15 protein-coding genes and 4 pseudogenes are annotated in these 20,967 nt (G+C 67.9%); 2 read left to right on the forward strand and 17 right to left on the reverse strand.

The window, feature by feature from the left end; all coding sequences use genetic code 11:
- Nucleotides 1–131: 131 nt before the first annotated feature.
- Nucleotides 132–308, reverse strand: a pseudogene (locus ACFJGX_RS11320) (branched-chain amino acid ABC transporter permease); the annotation flags it as partial.
- Nucleotides 309–398: 90 nt separating this feature from the next.
- Entirely contained in the window at nt 399–1,613 is a 1,215-nt protein-coding gene (locus ACFJGX_RS11325) for an amino acid ABC transporter substrate-binding protein (protein ID WP_382155778.1), read from the reverse strand.
- 94 nt (nt 1,614–1,707) lie between these two features.
- Here ACFJGX_RS11325 and ACFJGX_RS11330 point away from each other — a divergent pair, with 94 nt between their 5' ends.
- Complete coding sequence (locus tag ACFJGX_RS11330) at nt 1,708–2,616, forward strand: LysR family transcriptional regulator (RefSeq protein ID WP_382155780.1); 909 nt, start codon at nt 1,708–1,710, stop codon at nt 2,614–2,616.
- A gap of 7 nt (nt 2,617–2,623) precedes the next feature.
- Here the strand turns inward: ACFJGX_RS11330 and ACFJGX_RS11335 are convergent, their stop codons facing one another.
- The 5 genes from ACFJGX_RS11335 to ACFJGX_RS11355 form a co-directional block, all read right to left on the reverse strand.
- Entirely contained in the window at nt 2,624–2,944 is a 321-nt protein-coding gene (locus ACFJGX_RS11335) for a hypothetical protein (protein ID WP_382328396.1), read from the reverse strand.
- Nucleotides 2,883–4,319: a tetratricopeptide repeat protein gene (locus ACFJGX_RS11340; protein ID WP_382328398.1), complete on the reverse strand. Its 1,437-nt coding sequence runs from the start codon at nt 4,317–4,319 to the stop codon at nt 2,883–2,885. Before ACFJGX_RS11340 ends, ACFJGX_RS11335 begins: the two co-directional genes overlap by 62 nt.
- Nucleotides 4,320–4,447: 128 nt before the next feature.
- Nucleotides 4,448–5,281: an urease accessory protein UreD gene (locus ACFJGX_RS11345; RefSeq protein ID WP_382321267.1), complete on the reverse strand. Its 834-nt coding sequence runs from the start codon at nt 5,279–5,281 to the stop codon at nt 4,448–4,450.
- A gap of 30 nt (nt 5,282–5,311) precedes the next feature.
- Nucleotides 5,312–5,803, reverse strand: a complete 492-nt coding sequence (locus ACFJGX_RS11350) for a nucleoside deaminase (protein ID WP_382321264.1) — start codon at nt 5,801–5,803, stop codon at nt 5,312–5,314.
- Nucleotides 5,800–6,834 carry an ABC transporter substrate-binding protein gene (locus tag ACFJGX_RS11355; RefSeq protein WP_382321262.1) on the reverse strand — a complete coding sequence of 345 codons (1,035 nt, stop codon included), beginning with the start codon at nt 6,832–6,834 and terminating at the stop codon, nt 5,800–5,802. The genes ACFJGX_RS11350 and ACFJGX_RS11355 overlap by 4 nt, the downstream gene beginning before the upstream one ends.
- A 283-nt stretch (nt 6,835–7,117) precedes the next feature.
- Between ACFJGX_RS11355 and ACFJGX_RS11360 the strand changes: the two genes are divergently transcribed.
- Complete coding sequence (locus ACFJGX_RS11360) at nt 7,118–8,137, forward strand: Rieske 2Fe-2S domain-containing protein (RefSeq protein WP_382321260.1); 1,020 nt, start codon at nt 7,118–7,120, stop codon at nt 8,135–8,137.
- A 285-nt stretch (nt 8,138–8,422) separates the two neighbouring features.
- On the opposite strand, the gene ACFJGX_RS11365 is transcribed toward ACFJGX_RS11360, so the two are convergent.
- The 10 genes and pseudogenes from ACFJGX_RS11365 to ACFJGX_RS11410 all read right to left on the reverse strand — a co-directional run bounded on the left by ACFJGX_RS11365 (nt 8,423) and on the right by ACFJGX_RS11410 (nt 20,945).
- Nucleotides 8,423–8,899, reverse strand: a complete 477-nt coding sequence (locus ACFJGX_RS11365; protein WP_382321258.1) for a nucleoside deaminase — start codon at nt 8,897–8,899, stop codon at nt 8,423–8,425.
- Complete coding sequence (locus ACFJGX_RS11370) at nt 8,896–9,663, reverse strand: ABC transporter permease (RefSeq protein WP_291120841.1); 768 nt, start codon at nt 9,661–9,663, stop codon at nt 8,896–8,898. Before ACFJGX_RS11370 ends, ACFJGX_RS11365 begins: the two co-directional genes overlap by 4 nt.
- A gap of 20 nt (nt 9,664–9,683) precedes the next feature.
- Nucleotides 9,684–10,514: an ABC transporter ATP-binding protein gene (locus tag ACFJGX_RS11375; protein ID WP_382155806.1), complete on the reverse strand. Its 831-nt coding sequence runs from the start codon at nt 10,512–10,514 to the stop codon at nt 9,684–9,686.
- Between the two features lie 79 nt (nt 10,515–10,593).
- On the reverse strand, nt 10,594–11,628 hold the full coding sequence (locus ACFJGX_RS11380; RefSeq protein ID WP_382321257.1) for an ABC transporter substrate-binding protein: 1,035 nt from the start codon (nt 11,626–11,628) through the stop codon (nt 10,594–10,596).
- 287 nt (nt 11,629–11,915) lie between these two features.
- Complete coding sequence (locus ACFJGX_RS11385; RefSeq protein WP_382328400.1) at nt 11,916–13,397, reverse strand: nucleobase:cation symporter-2 family protein; 1,482 nt, start codon at nt 13,395–13,397, stop codon at nt 11,916–11,918.
- A 479-nt stretch (nt 13,398–13,876) separates the two neighbouring features.
- Nucleotides 13,877–16,166: pseudogene (locus tag ACFJGX_RS11390) on the reverse strand (NADP-dependent malic enzyme).
- Between the two features lie 88 nt (nt 16,167–16,254).
- Entirely contained in the window at nt 16,255–17,502 is a 1,248-nt protein-coding gene (locus ACFJGX_RS11395) for a M20/M25/M40 family metallo-hydrolase (protein WP_382321252.1), read from the reverse strand.
- 8 nt (nt 17,503–17,510) lie between these two features.
- Complete coding sequence (gene uraD, locus ACFJGX_RS11400; RefSeq protein ID WP_382328402.1) at nt 17,511–19,295, reverse strand: 2-oxo-4-hydroxy-4-carboxy-5-ureidoimidazoline decarboxylase; 1,785 nt, start codon at nt 19,293–19,295, stop codon at nt 17,511–17,513.
- A gap of 10 nt (nt 19,296–19,305) precedes the next feature.
- Nucleotides 19,306–20,273 (reverse strand): annotated as a pseudogene (puuE, locus tag ACFJGX_RS11405) (allantoinase PuuE).
- Nucleotides 20,270–20,945 (reverse strand): annotated as a pseudogene (locus ACFJGX_RS11410) (GntR family transcriptional regulator). The pseudogenes puuE and ACFJGX_RS11410 overlap by 4 nt, the downstream one beginning before the upstream one ends.
- Nucleotides 20,946–20,967: the final 22 nt, after the last annotated feature.

Raw genomic sequence — 20,967 nt, forward strand, 5'->3', positions numbered from 1 at the left:
GCCAGGATGCTGTCCACCTCCAGCGCTTCGCTGGTCTTGGCGCGCCGCACCAGCGGCGTGAGCAGCAGCTGGTAGAGCAGCCAGTTCAGGGCGAAGGCGGCCGGCGCGATCAGCAGCAGGCCCAGCAGCGGGCTCAGCGCGAAGGTGGTGAAGAGGGCGTAGGCGGCGAAGGCGGCGGCGATCAGCATCTGGCCGTAGGCCAGGTTCATGATGCGGGCCACCCCGTATTGCAGCGTGAGGCCCATCGCGATCAGGGCGTACACGCCGCCCAGTGTGAGCCCGTTGAGCAGGGCGTCGATCAATGCCATGGAGCGTTACCGTGGGAGAAAGAAAAAAAGGCGAGCCGCCCGCCACGTCTGCGCGTGGTTCGGGCGGTGCCGTGTGGGCGGTGTGACGCGTTACTGTTTCCAGGCCGGCTTGGGCAGCGCGACCGGCTTGACGCCGATGGCATTGGCGGGCGAGACCGGCTGGAACTGGCCGTTCTGCCACTGGCCGACCGAGGAGGCCTCGCTCCAGATGCGGTTCTTCAGCGTGACCGGGCCGATCACGGTGTTGAAGCCGCCTTTGCCGATTTCGGCCGAGACGGCCTTGCGCTCGATGCTGTTGGCGCGCTCGATCGCCTGCTGCAGCACCTGCAGCGTGGCGTAGGTCACCGCGCTGCCGTTGTAGTCGGCTTCCTTCTTGAAGACTTCCAGGTGGCGGGCGCGGTAGGCCTTGGTCACCGGCAGTTCGGGGCTCACGCCGCCCAGGCCCAGCACGCCTTCGGCGTTGGCGCCGAAGCGGTCCTTGAAGACCGGGAACACGGTGCCGATGGCGGTGTAGAACAGCTTGGGGTTGAAGCCCACGGCGCGCGCCTGGTCGGTCAGCGCCAGCGTGTCGGGCGGGTAGCTGAAGGCCAGGAAGACCTCGGGGTCGCGGCGCTTGACTTCGTTCAGGATGGACTGCAGGTCCTGCGAGCCCAGCGGGTAGCTCTGGTCGTAGACGACGTTGAAGTTGCCCTTCTTCAGGCCGTCGCGCGCCGCCTTGGACAATTCCACGCCGAACTGGTCGGCCACGTTGACGATGGCCACGTCGCCCTTGATCTTGCCCTCGCTGCGCAGCCGCGTGAGCAGGTCGATGACGCCGTTGGCGTAGTCGGTGGAGGTGAGCGTGAAGAAGAAGGTGTTGGGCCAGCGTTCGCGCAGCTGCGGAATGCGGTCCGTGATCATGGTGGTGGTCAGGTGCGGGTAGCCGTGGCGGTCCAGGATGGGCGCGACCGCGAGGTTCATCGCCGTGCCCCAGGGCGGCAGGATGAAGTCGACCTTGTCCTGGTTGACCAGGCGCTCGACGGCGCGCACGCCTTCTTCGGAGCTGCTGCGGTCGTCGTACTCGACGAACTTGACCGGCACGCGCTTGCCGTTGATGAGCATGCCACCCGACTTTTCCAGGTCCTGCTGCCACAGCTGGTAGTTCGGCAGCACGGTGGTGCTGGCGCCGCCCGCGTAGGGACCGGTCTTGGAAATGGCGTAACCGATGCGGATCTCGGTGGGGTCTGCCGCGTGGGCGGGCAGGGCGGCCAGGGCGCACAGGCCGGCGGCCGCGGCCAGCCAGGTCAGGGTGGTCCTCTTGTTCATCTTGTCTCCGGTGGGTTTTGTTGTTGAGTCGCGGAGTTTCACGGTCTGTGACATATTCGGCAATAAGATCAAGGGGATATCGAATATCAATGCCATGCATATCAACGACATCGACCTGAACCTGCTGCGCCTGTTCGCGGCGATCTACCGCGCCGGCAGCGTGAGCCGCGCCGCCGAGCAGGTGGGCCTGACCCAGCCGGCCGCGAGCCACGGACTGGGCCGCCTGCGGCTGCTGCTGGAGGACGCGCTCTTCGTGCGCACGCCCGGCGGCGTGAAACCGACGCCGCGCGCCGAGCGCCTGGCGGGCGCGGTGCAGAACGCGCTGGCCATCGTCGAGCAGGCGATCAACGAGTCCACCGGCTTCGACCCGCAGCGTTCGCGCCGGCTGTTCCGCCTGCACATGAGCGACATCGGCGAGAACCGCTTCCTGCCCGAGCTCATGGTCAGCCTGCAACAGCTCGCGCCCGGTGTGCGCGTGGCCAGCCGCCCGGTGGCCCACGCGCAGCTGGCCGATGCGCTGGACACCGGGGTGATCGATTTCGCCTTCGGTTTCCTGCCGCTGGTGAAGGACACGCAGCGCACCGAGCTGCTGCGCGACCGCTATGTGGTGCTGATGCGCGCCGGCCATCCCATGCATGCACCCTTGAAGCGCCTGAAGGGGGCGGCGCAGCTCAAGGCCTTGCAGAAGCTGGAGTTCGTGGGTGTGCGTTCGCACGGCGACACGCTGCGCATCCTGGAGCAGACCGGCCTGCAGGACCGCCTGCGCCTGACCACCGAGCACTTCATGGTGCTGCCCTCGATCGTGAGCGCGACCGACCTCTGCGTGGTGATGCCGGGCAACATCGCGCGCGGCTTTGTCGCCTCGGGTGGCTGCGTGATGGTGCAGCCGCCGTTCGTGGACTGCAACTTCACCGTCTCATTGCACTGGAGCCACCGCTTCGAGAGCGACCCGGACAACCGCTGGTTCCGCGAACAGGTGGTGCGCCTGTTCTGCGAGCTCTGAGGCGCGCTCAGGCGGCGGGCTGGGCGGTGGTGCCGGTCAGGCTTTCGGGGCTGGGCGGCTTGTAGCCGGCCGACAGCGAGACGCCGCCCGGCGGGGTCTGGCCGCTGCTGGTGTGCTCGCCCAGGCGGGTGATGGGCGCGGTGGTGCGGTAGAGCGCGCGCAGCGCCTCCACGCGTTCCTGCAGCGCCGGGTAGCTGTCCATGCGCTCGCTGTGGCGCTGCAGCACCTGGTGCGCGGACTCGATCAGCTTGGCGTTGCCGGTGCGTTCACCGGCTTCGAGCAGCTGTTGCACCGTGCCCTGCGGGTCGCCCTTGAGGCTCAGGGCCATGGCGTCCTGCGAGATGCGCAGCACCTGGCCGTGGGCGGCGCGGATGCGCTCGGCATGCCCCGCATCGCTGCCGGCCGCGCAGGCCAGCAGCTCGGTCATGGCGCGGCTGGTGCCGAAACGCAGCGCGAGCCGGTCCACCGCGCCTTCGGCGTCCTGCATGGGCAGGGAGCGCATCGCGAGCCGGCCCATCAGGGCGAGCAGGTTGCAGGCGGATTCGAAATCGAAGTCGGGCGTGAGCACGCTGTCGGTCAGGCGGCGCACGTCGTCGACGGCGCGCGTGGTGTTCTGCTGCTGCAGCGCGAGCAGGCTCTCGGCCATGGCGCAGCAGGCGGTGTGGCCGCGCGGGCGCGTGGCTGCGGTCGCGCAGCCGGGTGAGCTGGTCCACCGTGCGCTGCAGGCCGCGCGCGTCGTTGTTGTCGAGCCGGGCGAAGGCCAGCAGCAACAGGGCCTGCGCGTCATACATCTTGGAGTCCAGGCCCAGGCGCGTGGCGCGGTCGAGCAGCTCCACGCCTTCGCTGCGCTCGCCGGTGTAGTAGGCCAGCATGCCGTGCTTGAGCAGGCGGCTGATGGACGAGGGCGTGAGGCGCGTGGCGATCTCGTAGGTGGTGAGCGCGCTCTGGAAGTTGCCCAGCTCGAACTGGGCGCGGCCCATCACGTCGTAGGCGTCCGCGTAGGCGTCGTCGTCGCGGATCAGGCTCTCCAGCGTGGTCACGGCCTTGGCCGGCTGGCCGTTTTCCAGTTGGGCCCGCGCCACCCCCAGGCGGGCCCAGGGCAGGGTCTTGGCCTCGATCACGGCCTGATACAGGGTCTGGGCCTCGTCCACGCGGCCGCCGCGCAGCATGAGCTCGGCGCCGATGCGCGCGGCGTACAGCCAGTAGGACTGGCGCGCTTCGAACCGGGTCTGGCACAGGTTGGCGGCGCGCTCGAAGTCCTGCGCGTCGATGGCGCTGAAGATGTCCTGCAGCGACTGCTTGCGCACACGCGCCTGCACGATGCGGTGGGCCAGGCGCGAGGCGGTGTGGGGTTTGAGCAGGTAGGCGTCCAGCGCCGACTCGGCGGCCTCGGCCACGCTGGCGTAGGAGGCCTCGGCCGTGAGCATCACGAACACGGTGTGAAAGGGCAGCAGCTGGTTGCGCCGCAGGTCGTCCAGCAGGTCCTGGCCGGAGCCGGACTCGCGCTCGAAACGCTGTTCGCAGATGACCACGTCGAAGCTCGCCATCTCGAGCTTGCGGCGCCCGTCGGTCAGGCGCGAGCACTGCACGACCGTGCCCACGCCCAGGTCGCGCAGCTGGGCGACGAGGATGGAGCGCGATTGCAGGTTGCCCTCGATCACGAGCGCATGGGCGTCGTGGAGCTGGTTGGGTGCGGAAGGCATGAGCGGACGCAAAAGGGGCAATGTCAGGATTCTGCCCAGCGCCACGCACCATGAGGGGGAGAAGAGGGTGGCGATTCCGGTGCTTTTCGGGCAGCAGACGAACGGTCGCCGCCCCAGCCTGGGGCGGGTCAGACGCGCCAGATGCGCGGCGGCACCGCCGACAGGCCCCAGGCCTCGGTGCGCAGCCCGCCCCAGACGCGCTGGAACAGCGCCATCAAGGGCTCCACCAGCGGCGCCACCGCGCGCAGCACCAGCATCTGCGGATTAGGGCAGGTGGCGCCGGCCTGCACGCCCTGGAGGTCACCGTCCAGGTGCGCGCGCACGGTCTCCAGCAGGTGCTCGCGCCGCTCGCGCGCGAGCGGGCTGCCGCAGGCCAGCCACAGCGTGCCCAGGCAGCGCTGGCCGGCCAGGCCCAGGGGCGATTCGAGCAGGCGGGTGTCGGCCGCGTCGATGTGCGAACGCTCCAGCCACAGGCCCGGGATCTCCAGGTGCTGGGTGAGGTGGCCGCGATCGAAGGGCTGGCCGGCGGTGGGCAGGCCGAGGGCGCACACGTCCCAGCCGATCAGCTCGGCGCCTTCGGCGAGTGTGGCGCGCAGGGTGTTGTGCGCCAGGCAGCCCGGGTAGGCGATGGCTTCGAGCGGCAGCCATTCGAGCCGCGCGCCGGCCTCCAGCGCGAGCGTGACCTGCTGCGTGGCGGCCGGGCCGTCCGAGCGGTAGAAGCGCGTGGCACCTGGCGTGGAGAGCAGGCCGTGCGCCTGGGCGCCCGCGCGCACGCGCAGGTCCAGCACGTCGCCGCCCACCAGCCCGCCGGGCGGGTGCACCACCACGTTGTGGCAGATGCCCTCGCCTTCGGGGTACAGGCTCTTGAGGATGCGCAGCGGCCCGGTGTGGGCGTGCTGCAGCACGGTGCGCTGGGCGTCGTCGCGGCGGTAGTTCAGGTCGAGTTGGGCGTGCCAGGGCATGCGGGGAGTTTACGGGGCGCTCCGGTGCGCTCAGGTTTTCCAGAAGCCCTGGTGCGGCTCGCTCGCCTCGTCCAGCAGCGCGGGGCCGATGCACTCGATGCGGTGCGGCGAGGCCGCGAACACATCGCGGCACGACAGCTCGGCATCGCGCTGCTCGGCGCGCTCGCCGCGGAACACGCGCAGGCTCACCGCGTCGATGCCGAACACCACGCGCCCGATGTTGCTCCAGAAGATCGCGCCCGCGCACATCACGCAGGGTTCCGCCGAGGAATAGAGCGTGGCGCGCGAGAGCGTCTCGCGGTCCACCACCGGGCTGAGCTGGCGCACCGCGTTGGTCTCGGCGTGGCCGGTGCAGTCGCCGGTCTCGCCGGTGTTGCACCAGGCCTCGGCGAGCACGCGGCCGTCGCCGGCGATCACCACCGCGCCGAAAGGGCGGTTGCCCCGCTCGCGCGCCACGCGCGCCCAGCCGATGGCCTGGCGCAGGTAGGCGCCGTCGCGCTCGTTCAGGGTGGCCGTCGTCATGCCTTGAGCACCCGGTCGCCGGCGGCCGGCAGCATGGCGCGGTTGAACACGCCTTCCACGCTGGGGCGGGCCTTGAGGCCGAACACGTCGACGACCTCGTCCACCTGTTGTTCCAGCGTGCGCTTGAAGACATCGCCCAGGCCGTGGCTGCGCGTGTCGGCCGCGGCGATGTAGCGCTGCGTGATGCGCCAGCGCTCGAGTTCGACGGCTTCGTTGAGGATGGGCTCGCGCAGCTTGGTGGCGGCGATCGCGGCGACCGGATCGGCCATGCTCTCCTGGATGGCGCGGTTGGTGGCGCGCAGGAAGCCGGCCACGGCGGCGGGGTTCTGCGTGATCATGGCGTTGCTCGCGAGGATGGCGTTGCCGTACAGGTTCACGCCGGCGCTGGTGTATTCGAGGATGGAGAGTTCGTCGAGCTTCATGCGCGCGAACAGCGAGACGGCGGAGTCGTGGAAGTAGGTGGCGCCGTCCACGTCGCCGCGCACGACGACGTTGTCGCGCGAGGCGAAGTCGGTGGTGGACCACTGGAAGAGGTCGTTCTTCACGCGCAGCCTGCGCGCCACCATGGGCCAGGCGCGGCGCGTGGACTCGACGGCGGCGGCCGCGATCTTCTTGCCTTCGAGGCTGCGGAAGTCGGTGGTGATGCCCCGGTCCTTGCGGCCAATGATCGCGAACGGTGCGCGGTTGTAGTACTGGTACACGGCCTGCACCAAAGGCGTGCCGCTCTGGGTCGCCTGGAACTCGATCAGCGAGCTGATGTCGCCCAGGCCCATCTGGTAGACGCCACTGGCGATGCGCGTGATGGAGGCGACCGAGCCGGAGCCCACGTCGATGCTCACGTCCAGGCCTTCGTCCCTGTAGTAGCCCTTGCTCTGGGCGAGGAAGAAGGGCGAGGTCTGGCCGGTGATGCGGAAGTCCAGCGTGAACTTGACGGGCGTGAGCTTGGGTGAGGCCTGGCCCCAGACGGTGGGGGCGGCGAGGGCCGAGACGGCGGCGGCGGAAGAGGAAGCGAGGAAGTGACGGCGTTGCATGGCAAGGCTCCGGACGGTGGGCTTGTTCCACTCCCGCAGGCCATGTGAGTGCGCACGGGAGACGTACAAGAGCAATTTCCGGGCGGGCGGTGTGGGGGCACCATCTGCTGAACGCTTCTACTCTGCGAGGTGCGGGTATGCACGAGGCATGCCAACCCGATGTGGCCTGCCTTTTGCTAGCATGCAGGGCCAGAGTAGAAGCGTTCAACCCCGTGCAATGCGGGGCGGGAAATTGCTCTTGAGACCCCACCCTCAAGCCATTTCTTTCAGGAGCGCCTTCACCATGCTGGTCACCCAACAACCCGTCTTCCGCCGTTACTGGCACGCCGTCATGCCGCTGTCGATGCTGGCCGACGGCCCCAAGCCCTTTACCCTGCTGGGCGAACACATCGTTCTGTTTCTCGACGAACACGGCGAGCCGGCCGCGCTCAAGGACCGTTGCTGCCACCGCACCGCGAAGCTGAGCAAGGGCTGGTGCAAGAACGGCAACCTCCAGTGCGGTTACCACGGCTGGGTCTACAACCGGCACGGCCGCGTGATCAACATTCCGCAGTACCCGCCGGAGCGCGAGATTCCCAAGGACTACGGCACGACGGCCTACCACTGCACGGCGCGCCATGGCTATGCGTGGGTGGCGCTGGAGGATCCGGTGGCGGAGATTCCCGCGATTCCGGAGTTCGAGGCGGAGGGCTGGCGCACGATCTTCCAGTTCTACGAGACCTGGCACACGAGCCCGGTGCGCGCGCTGGAGAATTCGTTCGACAACTCGCACTTCAGTTTCGTGCACCGCGCGACTTTCGGTGTGGCGGCGTCGCCGGCGCCGAGCAAGTACGAGCTGGTGGAGAACGAGGCCGGGTTTTATGCCGAGACGGTGATCGACGCGGTGAACCCGGAGAAATTCCAGCGCATCAGCGGGGTGAAGGAGGCGATCACGCAGCGGCACATGCGCAACGCCTACTACCAGCCGTTTTCGCGGCGGCTGGACATCGAGTACCCGAGTGGGGTGCGCCACGTGATCATCAATGCGTTCACGCCGATCGACGATGGGCGCATGCAGTTGTGCCAATGGCTGTTTCGCAACGACACGGAGGCGGATTGTCCGGCGCAGATGCTGATCGACTTCGACGATGAGATCACGCGGGAGGACAAGGACATTCTCGAGTCCACCGACCCGGACGCGGTGGTGGATCTGCGGCGGCGTGGGGTGGAGTTTTCAATGGACTCCGATCGGCCCGGGATTCTGATTCGCCGGCGGTTGATGGCCCTGCTTTCCTCTGCTGGGGAGGTGGAGGTGCATCGGTAGTCTTTCTCGCTGCTGCCTCGCGGGCCTCGTGAGCGGGCGGCGCTCTGCTCCGCGGGTGTCCCCCGACCCGGCTTCGCCGGGTCTCCTCCTTACCCCGCTGCGCAGAACGCCACCCGCTCACGAGGCCGACGTGACGTTGGCGCGAAAACAGACCGAACGCCCTTAGGCCATCGGCGAGGGGGGAATGGCGCAGCGGAGTAAAGGAGGAGGGCGGCGCAGCCGACCCGGGGACATCCGCGGAGCCATTCCCCTCTCGCCGATGGCCGCCGTCGGCCGGAGAAAAACTCAGCGAGACGCCCAGAACCCCAGATGGGGCTCCAGCATCTCGGCCTCCAGCGAGGGCACAGGCCCGATGACCTCGATGACCTTCTGCCCCCGCGCAAGAACCTCCCGGCAGGGCAGCGACAGAGTGGGGTTCTCCTCGTGGCTGCCCGTCAACGCCAACAAGGCCTCCTCGCTCGCGCCATAGACCACGCGCCCGATGTTGGCCCAATACAGCGTGCCCGTGCACATGGCACAAGGCTCGAACGTCGTCACCAGCGTGCAGCGCGCCAGGTACTCGCCGGGATAGTTGTCGGCCGCCACGCGGGCCAGCGTCGACTCCGCGTGGTTCACCGTGTCGATGTTGCCCTGCTCGGCCAACACCGTCTCCCCATCCGGCGCCACCAGCAAGGCCCCGAACGGATGCCGGCCCATGCCCGCCGCACGCCGTGCCACCCCGTTGGCGCGGCGCAGGTGCTTCGCCACCTGTTCCGGACTCATGCGCTCTGCGAGCCGCGGTGCGCCCAACCCGTGGTGTGCTTCTCGATGAAACTGAACAGCTCGTACATGGCCATCGCCATCACGCCCACCACCAGCAGACCGCTGAAGGCCAGACCCATCTGCATCGACGAACCCGCCGAGATCAGCAGATAACCAATGCCCTCGTTCGACGCCGTCATCTCCGACACCGTCGTGCCCACGAAGGCCAGCGTGATCGCCACCTTCAGCGAACCGAAGAAATACGGCATCGAGCGCGGCAGGCCCACCTTGGTCAACACGTCCCAGCGCTTGGCGCCCAGCACGCGCAACACGTCCTCCAGCTCAGGCTCCAGCGTGGCCAGGCCGGTGGCGATGTTCACCATGATGGGGAAGAACGAGATCAGGAAGGCCGTGAGAATCGCCGGGCCCACGCCGATGCCGAACCACACCACCAGGATCGGCACGAAGGCCGCCTTGGGCAGGGCGTTGAACGCCGTCATCAGCGGATAGACCGCCGCATACGCCAGGCGCGAGCTGCCGATGAGGAAGCCCAGCAGCACACCGACCACGATGGCGATGCCGAACCCGGCCATGGTCACCCAGTAGGTGCGCCAGGCGTGGCCCAGGATGGTGACCTTGTGTTCCAGCGTCTGCTCCCAGATGCGTGAAGGGCTCGGAAAGATGAATTCCGAGACGCCGAAACCCCGGGTGATGATTTCCCAGAGGATGACGATGGCCAGCAGCAGCAGGAACGGCGACCATCGTTCCAGGTGTTTTTGTTGCATGTTCTTTGACTCCCGCTTCCTTATTGGTTGATGACGGTGCCGGCCTTGCGCATGGCGCCAATGTGGCCGCGCAGCTCGAGCACGATGTCGGAGAACTCCTTGGTGTAGGTCACCTCCAGGTCGCGCGTGCGCGGGATCGGGATCTCACGCTGCACCACGAAGCGGCCCGGGCTGCGGCTCATGCAGTACACCGTGTCGGCCAGGAAGACCGATTCGCGCAGGTCGTGCGTGACCAGGATCACGTTGAAACGCTGCGCCTCCCACAGGTCGCGCAGCGTGCACCAGAGTTCCTCGCGGGTGAAGGCGTCGAGCGCGCCGAAGGGCTCGTCGAGCAGCAGCATCTTGGGCTCGTGGATCAGCGCGCGGCAGATGCTGGCGCGCTGCTGCATGCCGCCCGAGAGCTCCCAGGGAAACTTCTTCTCCATGCCGCCCAGGCCCACGCTGGCCAGCAGCTTCTTCGCGCGTTCCTCGTATTCCTTGCGCCGGTCCTTGAACTGGCTGCGGTAGGGCTCGACGATTTCGAGCGGCAGCAGCACGTTGTCCAGCGTGGTGCGCCAGGGCAGCAGCGAGGGCGCCTGGAAGGCCATGCCCGAGATCTTCAGCGGGCCGGTGACGGGTTGGCCGTCGATGCGGATCTTGCCCATGCTGGGCATCTTCAACCCGGTGGTGAGCTTCATGAAGGTGGACTTGCCACAACCCGAGGGGCCGACGATGGCGATGAACTCGCCGCGTTTGACCTTGAGGTTGATGTCTTCCACCGCGAAGACGTTCTGGGCCAGCAGGTCTTCGTTGTAGGCCAGCCAGACCTGGTCGAAATCGACGAAGGGCTGGTCGCTGGAGGGGTCTTGCATGGGGTCGTCTTCCTGAAAAAAAGGCCAGCCGCCGTGGGGTGGCTGGCCGGGGCCGCGGGCTGGCGGCCGGTGGCCGTTCTTACTTCTTGGCGGGGGGCAGCACGTTGAGTTCGGCGGCCGAGGGCAGCATGGAGCCGTTCCAGATCGTGGCCGGGTCGATGCGGGTCTTGGTGCCGTAGGCGTCCGACACCTGGGAGGCCATCAGCGAGAGGCGGCCGGGGTTGACCTGGCCGAAGCCTTCCTTGCGCGCGTCGGGGCTGGCGACCACGGAGTCGATGGCCAGCACCAGGCGGCGGGTTTCCAGCGGCACGTTGATGATGCCGTCGCGCGCCTTCACGGTATCGATGCTGGCGGCCGGGTTGGCCATGACTTCCTTGGCGCCCTTGGCGAAGGCGGTCAGGAAGGCTTTCACGGCAGCCGGGTTCTCCTTGATGATCTTGGGCGAGGCAATGATCACGTTGCCGTACAGCTTCACGCCGTGATCGGCGAAGGGCATGATGACCACGTCCTCGGTCTTCACGCCGCGCGCCTCGAGGTTGAGCAGCGAGGTGAACGAGAAGCCCGTGATGGCGTCGATGTCGCCGCGCACCAGCATGGTTTCGCGCAGCGGCGGGTCCATCGAAGTCCAGTTCGCGTTGGAGAGGTTGTTGGCCTTCTGGAAGATCGGGTAGGCCTTGCGGCCGGCGTCGAACACCGGGGCACCGAGCTTCTTGCCGTTGAGGTCGGCGGGCTTGGTGATGCCGCTCTTCTTGAGCGCGAGCACCGCGGCCGGCGTGTTGTTGTAGACCATCATCACGGCCACCGGCTTGTTCGGCGCTTCCGGGTTGTTGGCGTGGAATTCCATCAGCGCGGCCAGATCGGCGAAGCCCAGGTCGTAGCTGCCCGAGGCCACGCGGGTGACGGTGCCGCCCGAGCCGTTGCCGGAGTCGATCGTCACGTCCAGGCCGGCGGCCTTGAAGTAGCCCTTGGCGGCGGGTTGCAGGAACAGCGCGGCAGGACCCTCGAAACGCCAGTCGAGCTGGAACTTGATCGGCGTCTGCGCGTGGGCGCTGCTGCCGAAGGCGGCGGCCGCGGCCAGGGCAGCGGTGATCTTGATGAGGTGGCGCTTGTTCATGGGTTCTCCTGTGATGGGCGGGGTTGCAGGGGGTTGCTCAGCTGTCACCCGGGCATGCCTTGTCATCAGCAATAAAGGTGCCAGCAAAGCGTGGGCGGCAAAAAGGCGCCGGGGCGCCTTTTGAGCACAGAATTTGTATACAGATTCTTGTTCGAGACGTTCGGTGCGTCATCGAGACTAACCCTGAATGGTGCGCACCACATCGGGGCTTGCACCATGTCCGGGCGCGGTGCGCGCATGAAAAAGGCCCCCGAAGGGGCCTTGTCGAAAGGGCGCGGGCGAAGCGCTCAGTGCGCCTCGGCGTGTTTGGCCGCTTCGATGGCGGCGCTGGTGTCGCCCCGGCTGCCATTGAAGTACAGGTTGAGCGCGACCGCGCTGATGGAGGCCAGCAGGATGCCGGACTCGATCAGGGGGTGGATGGCGTGCGGCATCCACATCTTGAAGTTGGGTGCGACCAGCGGGATCATGCCGAAGCCGATCGAGACAGCCACGATGAAGAGGTTGTTGCGGTTGCCCTTGTAGTCCACGCCGGCCAGGATGCGGATGCCGGTGGCGGCCACCATGCCGAACATCACCAGGCCCGCGCCACCCAGCACGAAGGTGGGCAGGGACTCGACCAGCGCCGCCATCTTGGGCAGCAGGCCCAGCACGATGAGGATGACGCCGCCGGCCACGCAGACGAAGCGGCTCTTGACGCCGGTGACGCCGACCAGGCCCACGTTCTGCGAGAAGCTGGTGTAGGGGAAGGTGTTGAAGATGCCGCCGATGAGCGTGCCCAGGCCATCGGTGCGCAGGCCCGCGGTCAGGGCCTTCTGGTCGATCTTGCGGTCGGTCATGTCGCCCAGCGCGAGGAACATGCCGGTGGATTCGATCATCACCACGATCATGACCAGGCTCATGGTCAGGATGAGGATGGGGTCGAAGATGGGCATGGCAATCTCGAACGGCAGCACCACATCGAACCAGTTGGCGTGTTTGACTTTCTCGAAGGTCATGAGGCCGGTGGCGGCGGCGACCACGGCGCCGACGACGATGCCCAGCAGCACCGAGATGTTGGCGATGAAGCCGCGCGCGTATTTGGCGATGAGCAGGATGGCGGCCAGCACGATGGCGGCGATGGCGATGTGGGCGGGCTGTGCGTAGGCGGGGTTGGGCACGCTGCTGGCGATGGACAGGCCTTTGGGCATGTCGGGCACCAGGCCTTTGGCGGTGGCCTCGTTCACGGTGTGCAGCCAGGTGATGTGCTCGGTGTTGGGGACGAAGGGGCTGGTGGCGCCGACGGGGTTGCCGAAGATCCAGTTGATGCCCACGCGCATGAGGCTGATGCCGATGACCGCGATGATGGTGCCGGTGACCACGGGTGGGAAGAAGCGCAGCATGCGGCTGACGATGGGCGCGATGAGGATGGAGACGATGCCCGCGCCGATGATGGAGCCGAAGATGAGGCCCGCGCCCTGGATGCCGGGGTTGGTGTTGGCGATGGCGACCATGGGGGCGACGGAGGCGAAGGTGACGCCCATCATCACGGGCAGCTTGATGCCGAACCATTGGGTGGCGCCCAGGGCCTGGATCAGCGTGACGAGGCCGCAGCAGAAGAGGTCGGCGGAGATGAGCATCGCCACCTGCTCGGGGCTGAGCTTGAGCGCGCGGCCCACGATGAGGGGGACCGCGACGGCACCGGCGTACATCACGAGCACGTGTTGCAGGCCGAGCGCGGTGAGTTTGCCGGGGGGCAGGACTTCATCAACCGGGTGGACGGAGGTGGACATGGGGGTCTCCTTGAGGGGCGTGGTTCGGCTTCAATGCATGCAAAACTGTATACAGATTATGTGTACTGTCGAATTGGGCTCGGCCTAGGGGAAACCCGGTTTCGGACCGGCGGCTGGCTTGTTTCACGGGTGATTCGCTTTCCTGTGGCACCGGTCGCCGGCGCCGAGGGGGCGTGGCTCCGCGACTGTCCCCCGGACCGGCTGCGCCGGTCCTCCTCCTCCTTTACGTCGCTGCGCCACACCCCCTCGTCACCAACGACCTCCAGGCGCTCGCGATTGAAAGACCGAGGGTGGGTGTGCCTACATCACTTCGGCCCAGGGATGCCCGGCGCTCTGCGCAGCGGGGTAAAGGAGGAGCCCCGGCGAAGCCGGGGCGGGGGACACCCGCGGAGCAGAGTGCCGGGCGTCCCTGGGCCCGCGAGGTGCAGGCGAAAAAAGGGGCGCCCGAGGCGCCCCTTCCCAAACACAAGCGAGAAGACTCAGTTCTTCACCACACCACTGGCCGCCGCCAGCGCCGTCATGTTGAGCACCCGCCGCACCGTGGCCGCCGGCGTGAGGATGTGCACCGTGCCGGCCGCGCCCATGAGGATGGGGCCGACGGTGACGCCGCCGCTGGTGGTCGTCTTCATCACGTTGTAGAGGATGTTGGCCGCATCCAGGTTCGGGCAGATCAGCAGATTCGCCGAACCCGTCAGCGTGGTCTCGGCCAGGTAGGCGGCGCGGATCTCGGGCTGCAGCGCGGCGTCCCCGTGCAGCTCGCCGTCGCACTCGATCTCGGGGTGCGCCGCCACGAACAGGTCGCGCGCATCGGCCATCTTGCGAGCGGAAGCGCGCTTGCTCGACCCATAGCTGGAGTGCGACAGGAAAGCCACCTTGGGCGGCAGCCCGAAACGCTGCACTTCCTGCGCCGCCATCCACGCGATCTCGGCCAGCTCCTCGGCCGACGGCGTTTCGTTGACGTACGTGTCGGCGATGAAGACCGGGCCCCGGTTCGTCATCAGCGCGTTGACCGAGGCGTACAGGCCCGCGCCCTGGCGGCGGCCCAGCACGTTGTCGATGCGCTCCAGGTGCGTCATGAAGCCGCCGACCAGGCCGCAGATGAGCGCATCCGCATCCCCCAGCGACAGCATCAGCGAACCGATGATGGTGTTGGACCGGCGCACGGCGGCCTTGCGCACCTCGGGTGTCGCGCCGTGGCGGCCCATGATCTGGTGGTAGTGCTCCCAGTACTGGCGGAAGCGCGGATCGTCTTCCGGGTTGACGTTCTGCACGTCCTGCCCGAGCTTCATGCGCAGGCCGGCCTTGGCGATGCGCGCCTCGATCACCGCCGGGCGCCCGATCAGGATCGGCAGCGCGAGCTGGTCGTCGATCGCCATCTGCGCCGCGCGCAGCGCGCGCTCGTCCTCACCGTCGGCATACGCCACGCGCTGCTTCTTCGGCAAGGCCTTGGCCGCGTTGAAGATCGGCTGCATCAGGATGCCGGTCTGGTACACGAAACGGCCCAGCTGCTGGCGGTAGGCGTCCATGTCGGTGATGGGCCGCGTCGCGACGCCGGAATCGGCGGCGGCCTGCGCCACGGCCGGCGCGATGCGCAGGATCAGGCGCGAATCGAACGGCTTGGGGATGATGTAGTCCGGGCCGAAGCTCAGGTCCTGGCCGGCGTAGGCGTTCGCCACTTCTTCGCTGGTCTCGCTCTTCACGAGCTCGGCGATCTGGCGCACGCAGGCCAGCTTCATTTCTTCGGTGATGCGCGTGGCGCCGCAGTCGAGCGCGCCGCGGAAGATGTACGGGAAGCACAAGACGTTGTTGACCTGGTTCGGGTAGTCGCTGCGGCCGGTGGCGATGATGCAGTCCGGCCGCACGGCCTTGGCCAGCTCGGGCCGGATCTCCGGCTCGGGGTTGGCCAGGGCGAGCACGATGGGCTTGGGGCCCATGGTCTTCATCATCTCGGCCGTGAGCACCCCCGGAGCCGAGCAGCCCAGGAACACGTCGGCGCCGTCGACCGCGTCGGCCAGCGTGCGCTTGTCGGTCTTCTGCGCGTAGCGCGCTTTCGACTCGTCGTAGCCACCGGGCCGGCCTTCGTAGACCACGCCCTTGGAGTCGCAGACGAAGATGTTGTCGCGCGCCACGCCCAGGCCCACCATCACGTCCAGGCAGGCGATGGCGGCGGCGCCCGCGCCGCTGACGGCGAGCTTGACCGAGCCGATGTCCTTGCCCACCAGCTCCAGGCCGTTGATCAGGGCGGCGGCCGAGATGATGGCTGTGCCGTGCTGGTCGTCGTGGAACACCGGGATGCCCATGCGCTCGCGCAGCTTCTTCTCGATGTAGAAGCACTCGGGTGCCTTGATGTCCTCGAGGTTGATGCCGCCCAGCGTGGGTTCGAGCGAGGCGATGATCTCGACCAGCTTGTCCGGGTCCTTCTCGTCGAGCTCGATGTCGAACACGTCGATGCCGGCGAACTTCTTGAACAGGCAGCCCTTGCCTTCCATCACGGGCTTGGCGGCCAGCGGGCCGATGTCGCCCAGGCCGAGCACGGCCGTGCCGTTGGTGACCACGCCCACGAGGTTGCCGCGCGAGGTGTACTCGGCCGCCATCGCGGGGTCGGCCTCGATCGGCCAGGCAGGGGTAGGCCACGCCGGGGGAGTAGGCCAGCGAGAGGTCGCGCTGGTTGGACAGGGGCTTGGTGGGGGTGACGGCGATCTTGCCGCGCGAGGGCGTGCGGTGATACTCGAACGCGGCGTCGCGCAGGGCTTGTTCAGCAGGGGTCATGTTGTCTCCAGAGAGCTTGAATGCGGGTTCATTGTGTCACGCGTTCAAGCCCTCAAGACCGCGCCGGGCGCGGTGTTTCATGGATGGTTCAGGCGGGTTGCAGCAGCTCGAAGAGGGTGCGCGCGATCACCTTGGTGGCGCGCTTGAGGTCGTCGAGCTGCAGGTGCTCGTCGGCGCGCTTGGCGTTCGATTCGCGCACCGTGCGCGGGCCCGCGCCGTAGATCACGCCGGGGATGCCGCGCTCCACGTACAGGCGCACGTCGGTGTAGAGCGGCGTGCCCACGGCGGGGATGGTTTCGCCGAACACGGCCTGGCCGTGCTTCTGGATCGCCCGCACCAGCGGCTGGTTGCCGGGCAGCGGCTTCATGGCGCGCGCGAGCAGGATGCGGCGCACGTCCACCTTGAGCTCACGGCCGCCGCGCGGCGGCTGGAAGCTGGCCGCGGCCTGTTCGATGGTGCGGCGCAGCGATGCTTCCACCTCGGCCGGGTCTTCCTCGGGGATCATGCGGCGGTCCACCTTGAGCACCACCTTGCCGGGGATCACGTTGGTGTTGGTGCCGCCGCTGATCTGGCCCACGTTGAGGTAGGGGTGGGTGATGCCTTCGACCTGGGAGGTGACCTTCAGGTAGTCGGCGTTGAGCGCGTACAGCGCGTTGAGGATGTGGGTGGCGCCTTGCAGCGCGTCGGTGCCGCTGTCGGGAATGGCGGCGTGCGCCATGTCGCCATGCACCGTCACCTCCAGCTGCAGGCAGCCGTTGTGGGCCACCACCACCTGGTAGCTGAAACCGGCGGCGATCATCAGGTCGGGCTTGGTCAGGCCCTTGTTCAGCAGCCAGTCGGGGCCGACCTCGCCGCCGTATTCCTCGTCGTAGGTCACGTGCAGTTCCACGCCGCCGGCCAGCTTCGCGTTGAGCGATTCGAGCGCGCGGATCGCGAAGGTGAAGCTGGCGATGTCGCTCTTGCTCACGGCCGTGGCGCGGCCGTAGATCCGGCCGTCCACCACCTCGCCGCCGTAGGGGTCGTGCGTCCAGCCTTCGCCGGGTGGCACCACGTCGCCGTGGGCGTTGAGGGCGATGGTCTTGCCCGGCCCGTAGGGGCGGCGCACGATCAGGTTGGTGATGCTCTGCAGGCCGGCGGCCTCCACTTCGTTGGCGGGCACGGCGTGCCGTTCGGCCTTCAGGCCCATGGCGCCGAGCAGCTCGGCGGTGCGCTCGGCGTGCGGCGCGTTGTTGCCCGGTGGCGTGTCGGTGGGCACGCGCACGAGTTCCTGCAGGAAGCGCACCTCCTCGTCGAAGTGGGCGTCGATCCAGGCATCCAGTTGGTGTTCGGTGGTCATGATGGCGTTCAGTTCGGGTGTTCGGTGGCGAGTTGGTCGAGCAGGTGCGAGAAGGCGTTCACGCCCAGTTCCATGTCGTCGCTGGTGGTGGACTCCAGCGGGTTGTGGCTGATGCCGCTGTTGAGGCCGCGCACGAAGAGCATGGCCTGCGGCATGACCTCGTGCAGTTTCATGGCGTCGTGGCCGGCACCGCTGGGCATGCGGTGCAGCGGCACACCCAGGGCGGCCACGGCCTTTTCCCAGCGCGCCTGCCAGGCGGGTGCGCTGGGCGCGGCCGCCGCGCGCATGGTTTCTTCGGTCTTCAGGCCGATGCCGCGGCGCTCGCAGATGCCGCGCAGCTGCGCGAGGATGTCGCGCTCCAGCGCATCGCGCTGTTCGTTGCTGGGCGCGCGCAGATCGAGCGAGAACAGGCAGCGGCCGGGCACCACGTTGATCGATCCGCCGGGCACCTGCAGCATGCCGATGGTGGCGACCGAGTCGCCGTCGGCGGCGGCACGCTGCTCGGCGTAGAGCGCGAGTTCGGCCACCGCGCTGGCGGCGTCGCGCCGGCGGTCCATGGGCGTGGTGCCGGCGTGGCTGGCGATGCCGACGGCTTCGCACAGGTAACGCACGCTGGCGTTGATGGAGGTGACCACGGCCAGCGGCAGATCCATCTCGTTGAGCACCGGGCCCTGTTCGATGTGCACTTCCACGAAGCCGAGGTACTTCGAGGGGTCGCGCTCCAGCGCCCCGATGGCCTCCAGCGTGGCGGGCAGGCCGGCGTGCCGCATGGCGTCGCGCATGCTCACGCCATCGGCGTCCAGCTGATCGAGCCACGCGGGGTTGAAGTGGCCGGTGAGCGCGCCCGAGCCCAGGAAGGTGGCCTTGTAGCGCTGGCCTTCCTCTTCGGCGAAGCCGATCACCTCGAAGGCGAACGGCAGGCGCCGGCCCGCAGTGTGCAGCTGCTGCACGCAGGCCATGGGCACGAAGATGCCCAGGCGGCCGTCGTACTTGCCGCCGTTGCGCACGGTGTCGTAGTGGCTGCCCGTGAGCAGGGCCGGGGCATCGGGCGTGCTGCCGTGGTAGCGGCCGACCACGTTGCCCACGGCGTCGATGTGCACCTCGTCGAAACCGCAGTCGCGCATGCGGGCAGCGATGTCGGCGGCGCAGGCGCGGTGCGCGTCGGTCAGGTAGGTCACGGTGAGCTGGCCGTGTTCGGCGAAGCCGGGGTCGCTGTGGCGCGCGAGGTCTTCGTGCCAGTCCCACACGCGGTGGCCGACGGTGGGCTCGAAGCCGAACTTGTCGTTCAGCCGGATCTCGGCGATGCGGTGGATGTTGCGCAGGCACTCGGCGCGCTCGAAGTCCACCGGGTGGCCCAGACGGCGCTCGAAGGTGGCGATGATCTCGCGCTTGTTCAGGCCGACGCCGCGCGGGCCGCGCACCGCGAGGATGAACGGGAAACCGAACTTCGCGTTGTATTGCGCGTTGAGCTGCTGGATGTGCGCGAACTCCTCGGGCGTGCAGTTCGTGAGGCCGGCCTTGGTCTGCTCGTTGGTGGACTCGGCGGTGAGCGACTCGCGCACCATGGCCTTGCCCGCGAGTTCCGGGTGGGCGCGGATCAGCGCGAGCTGCGGCTCCCGGCCGGCCTGGTTGAGCACGGTCACCATGGCGTGCTTGAGCGCGGCCAGCGAGGCGAAGGGGCGTTGGGCCAGCGCCTGTTCCGCGATCCAGGGCGAGTGTTCGTAGAGGCCGTCGAGCATCTGCGTGGCTTCGGCCAGCGGCGCTCGGTTGAGTTGTTCCAGGGTGATGGGCATGGGGGCGGCCTCAGGCGGCATGTTCAGGGGGCGTCAAGGGGTGGGTGGCTGTCCAGTGGCGCGCGATGTCCAGGCGCCGCGCGACCCAGACCTTGTCGTGTTGCTGGATGTGGTCCAGGAAACGCTGCAGCGCGGTGATGCGGCCGGGCCGGCCGAGCAGGCGGCAGTGCATGCCGATGCTCATCATCTTGGGCCGGTCCAGGCCGTCGGGGTCGCCTTCGGCGTAGAGCGCGTCGAAGGTGTCCTTCAGGTACTGGAAGAACGGGTCGGCATGCGAGTAGCCCTGGGGCAGCGCGAAGCGCATGTCGTTGCAGTCCAGCGTGTAGGGCACGATGAGCTGGTGCGCGTCGCTGCCGTCGGTCTTGCGCACCTTCATCCAGAACGGCAGGTCGTCGCCGTAGTAGTCGCTGTCGTATTCGAAGCCGCCGTAGTCGGCCACCAGGCGGCGCGTGTTGGGGCTGTCGCGGCCGGTGTACCAGCCCAGGGGCCGGCTGCCGGTGAGGCGTTCGATCAGTTGCATGGCCTGCGCCATGTGGGCGCGCTCGGTGGCCTCGTCCACGTTCTGGTAGTGGATCCACTTGAGGCCGTGGCAGGCGATGTCGTAACCCAGCTCCTTGAAAGCGGCGGTCACGTCCGGGCTGCGCTGCAGGGCGGTGGCGCAGCGCCGAACACGGTGAGCGGCAGGCCGCGCCGCTCGAACTCGCGCAGGATGCGCCAGACGCCGGCGCGCGAGCCGTATTCGTAGATGCCTTCCATGCTGATGTGGCGCGCGGTGTAGGCCGCGGGATTGAACATCTCGGACAGGAACTGCTCGGACGCGTCGTCACCATGCAGCACGCTGTTCTCGCCGCCTTCTTCGTAGTTCAGCACGAACTGCACGGCGATGCGCGCGCCGTTGGGCCAGCGGGCATGAGGCACATCGCGGCCGTGGCCGGCCAGATCGCGCGGGTAATCGCGCGTGGAGTCGTAAAGCGTCATGACAAGGCCATGGAGATGTCGTTGGTCGGCAGCTTGCGGTCGAAGGTCAGGTTTTCCTCCACGTGCAGCAGGTGTTCGTTCATCAGGCGCACCGCCAGTTCCTCGTCGCGCGCGGCCAGGGCCTTGACGATGTCGGCGTGTTCGTCGTTCGAGTGTTCGGCGGCCTGGTTGCTCTGGTACATGAGGGTGATCAGGGCGCAGCGCGAGATGAGTTCGCGCAGCAGCTCGGACAGCACCTGGTTGCCCATGAGCTCGGCCATGCGCACGTGGAAGTCGCCCAGCAACTCGGTGCGACCGGCCACGTCCTCGTTGTTGACGGCCATCTTTTCCTGCGCCACGTGTTCGCGCAGCGCCTTGATCTTGGCGTTGGTCACGGTCTTCACGAAGGCGCGCGTCATCTCCACCTCGAGCATGCGGCGCACGGCGAACACCTGCTGCGCCTCCTGCACCGAGGGCGTGCGCCACGAAGGCCCCGCGCGCCGGTTCGAGCCGGATCAGCCGGTTCTGCGAGAGCTGGAACAAGGCCTGGCGCACCAGGGTGCGCGAGACGCCGAAGTGGTCGGCCAGCTTCTGCTCGGCCAGCTTGGTGCCCGGGTGCAACCGGTGCTCCACGATGGCCCGCGTGAGCGACTCGACGATGTGCAGGGTGCTGGAGGTTTCCATGCGGCGCATCATATCCAGAAAAACAAAAAGT

Origin of the sequence: Hydrogenophaga sp. UC242_50 (assembly GCF_042697355.1) — a bacterium.
GTDB lineage: Bacteria > Pseudomonadota > Gammaproteobacteria > Burkholderiales > Burkholderiaceae_C > Hydrogenophaga.

Bases quoted from the DNA above. Each gene is read 5' to 3' on its own strand.
- ACFJGX_RS11350 (WP_382321264.1), bottom strand. From the start codon at position 5,803: ATGACGACGGCCACCCTGAACGAGCGCGACGGCGCCTACCTGCGCCAG.
- ACFJGX_RS11375 (WP_382155806.1), bottom strand. From the start codon at position 10,514: ATGCAAGACCCCTCCAGCGACCAGCCCTTCGTCGATTTCGACCAGGTC.
- uraD (WP_382328402.1), bottom strand. From the start codon at position 19,295: ATGCCCATCACCCTGGAACAACTCAACCGAGCGCCGCTGGCCGAAGCC.
- ACFJGX_RS11340 (WP_382328398.1), bottom strand. From the start codon at position 4,319: ATGCCTTCCGCACCCAACCAGCTCCACGACGCCCATGCGCTCGTGATC.
- ACFJGX_RS11345 (WP_382321267.1), bottom strand. From the start codon at position 5,281: ATGCCCTGGCACGCCCAACTCGACCTGAACTACCGCCGCGACGACGCC.
- ACFJGX_RS11395 (WP_382321252.1), bottom strand. From the start codon at position 17,502: ATGACCACCGAACACCAACTGGATGCCTGGATCGACGCCCACTTCGAC.
- ACFJGX_RS11370 (WP_291120841.1), bottom strand. From the start codon at position 9,663: ATGCAACAAAAACACCTGGAACGATGGTCGCCGTTCCTGCTGCTGCTG.
- ACFJGX_RS11325 (WP_382155778.1), bottom strand. From the start codon at position 1,613: ATGAACAAGAGGACCACCCTGACCTGGCTGGCCGCGGCCGCCGGCCTG.
- ACFJGX_RS11330 (WP_382155780.1), top strand. From the start codon at position 1,708: ATGCATATCAACGACATCGACCTGAACCTGCTGCGCCTGTTCGCGGCG.
- ACFJGX_RS11385 (WP_382328400.1), bottom strand. From the start codon at position 13,397: ATGTCCACCTCCGTCCACCCGGTTGATGAAGTCCTGCCCCCCGGCAAA.
- ACFJGX_RS11335 (WP_382328396.1), bottom strand. From the start codon at position 2,944: ATGGCCCTGAGCCTCAAGGGCGACCCGCAGGGCACGGTGCAACAGCTG.
- ACFJGX_RS11380 (WP_382321257.1), bottom strand. From the start codon at position 11,628: ATGAACAAGCGCCACCTCATCAAGATCACCGCTGCCCTGGCCGCGGCC.
- ACFJGX_RS11365 (WP_382321258.1), bottom strand. From the start codon at position 8,899: ATGAGTCCGGAACAGGTGGCGAAGCACCTGCGCCGCGCCAACGGGGTG.
- ACFJGX_RS11360 (WP_382321260.1), top strand. From the start codon at position 7,118: ATGCTGGTCACCCAACAACCCGTCTTCCGCCGTTACTGGCACGCCGTC.
- ACFJGX_RS11355 (WP_382321262.1), bottom strand. From the start codon at position 6,834: ATGCAACGCCGTCACTTCCTCGCTTCCTCTTCCGCCGCCGCCGTCTCG.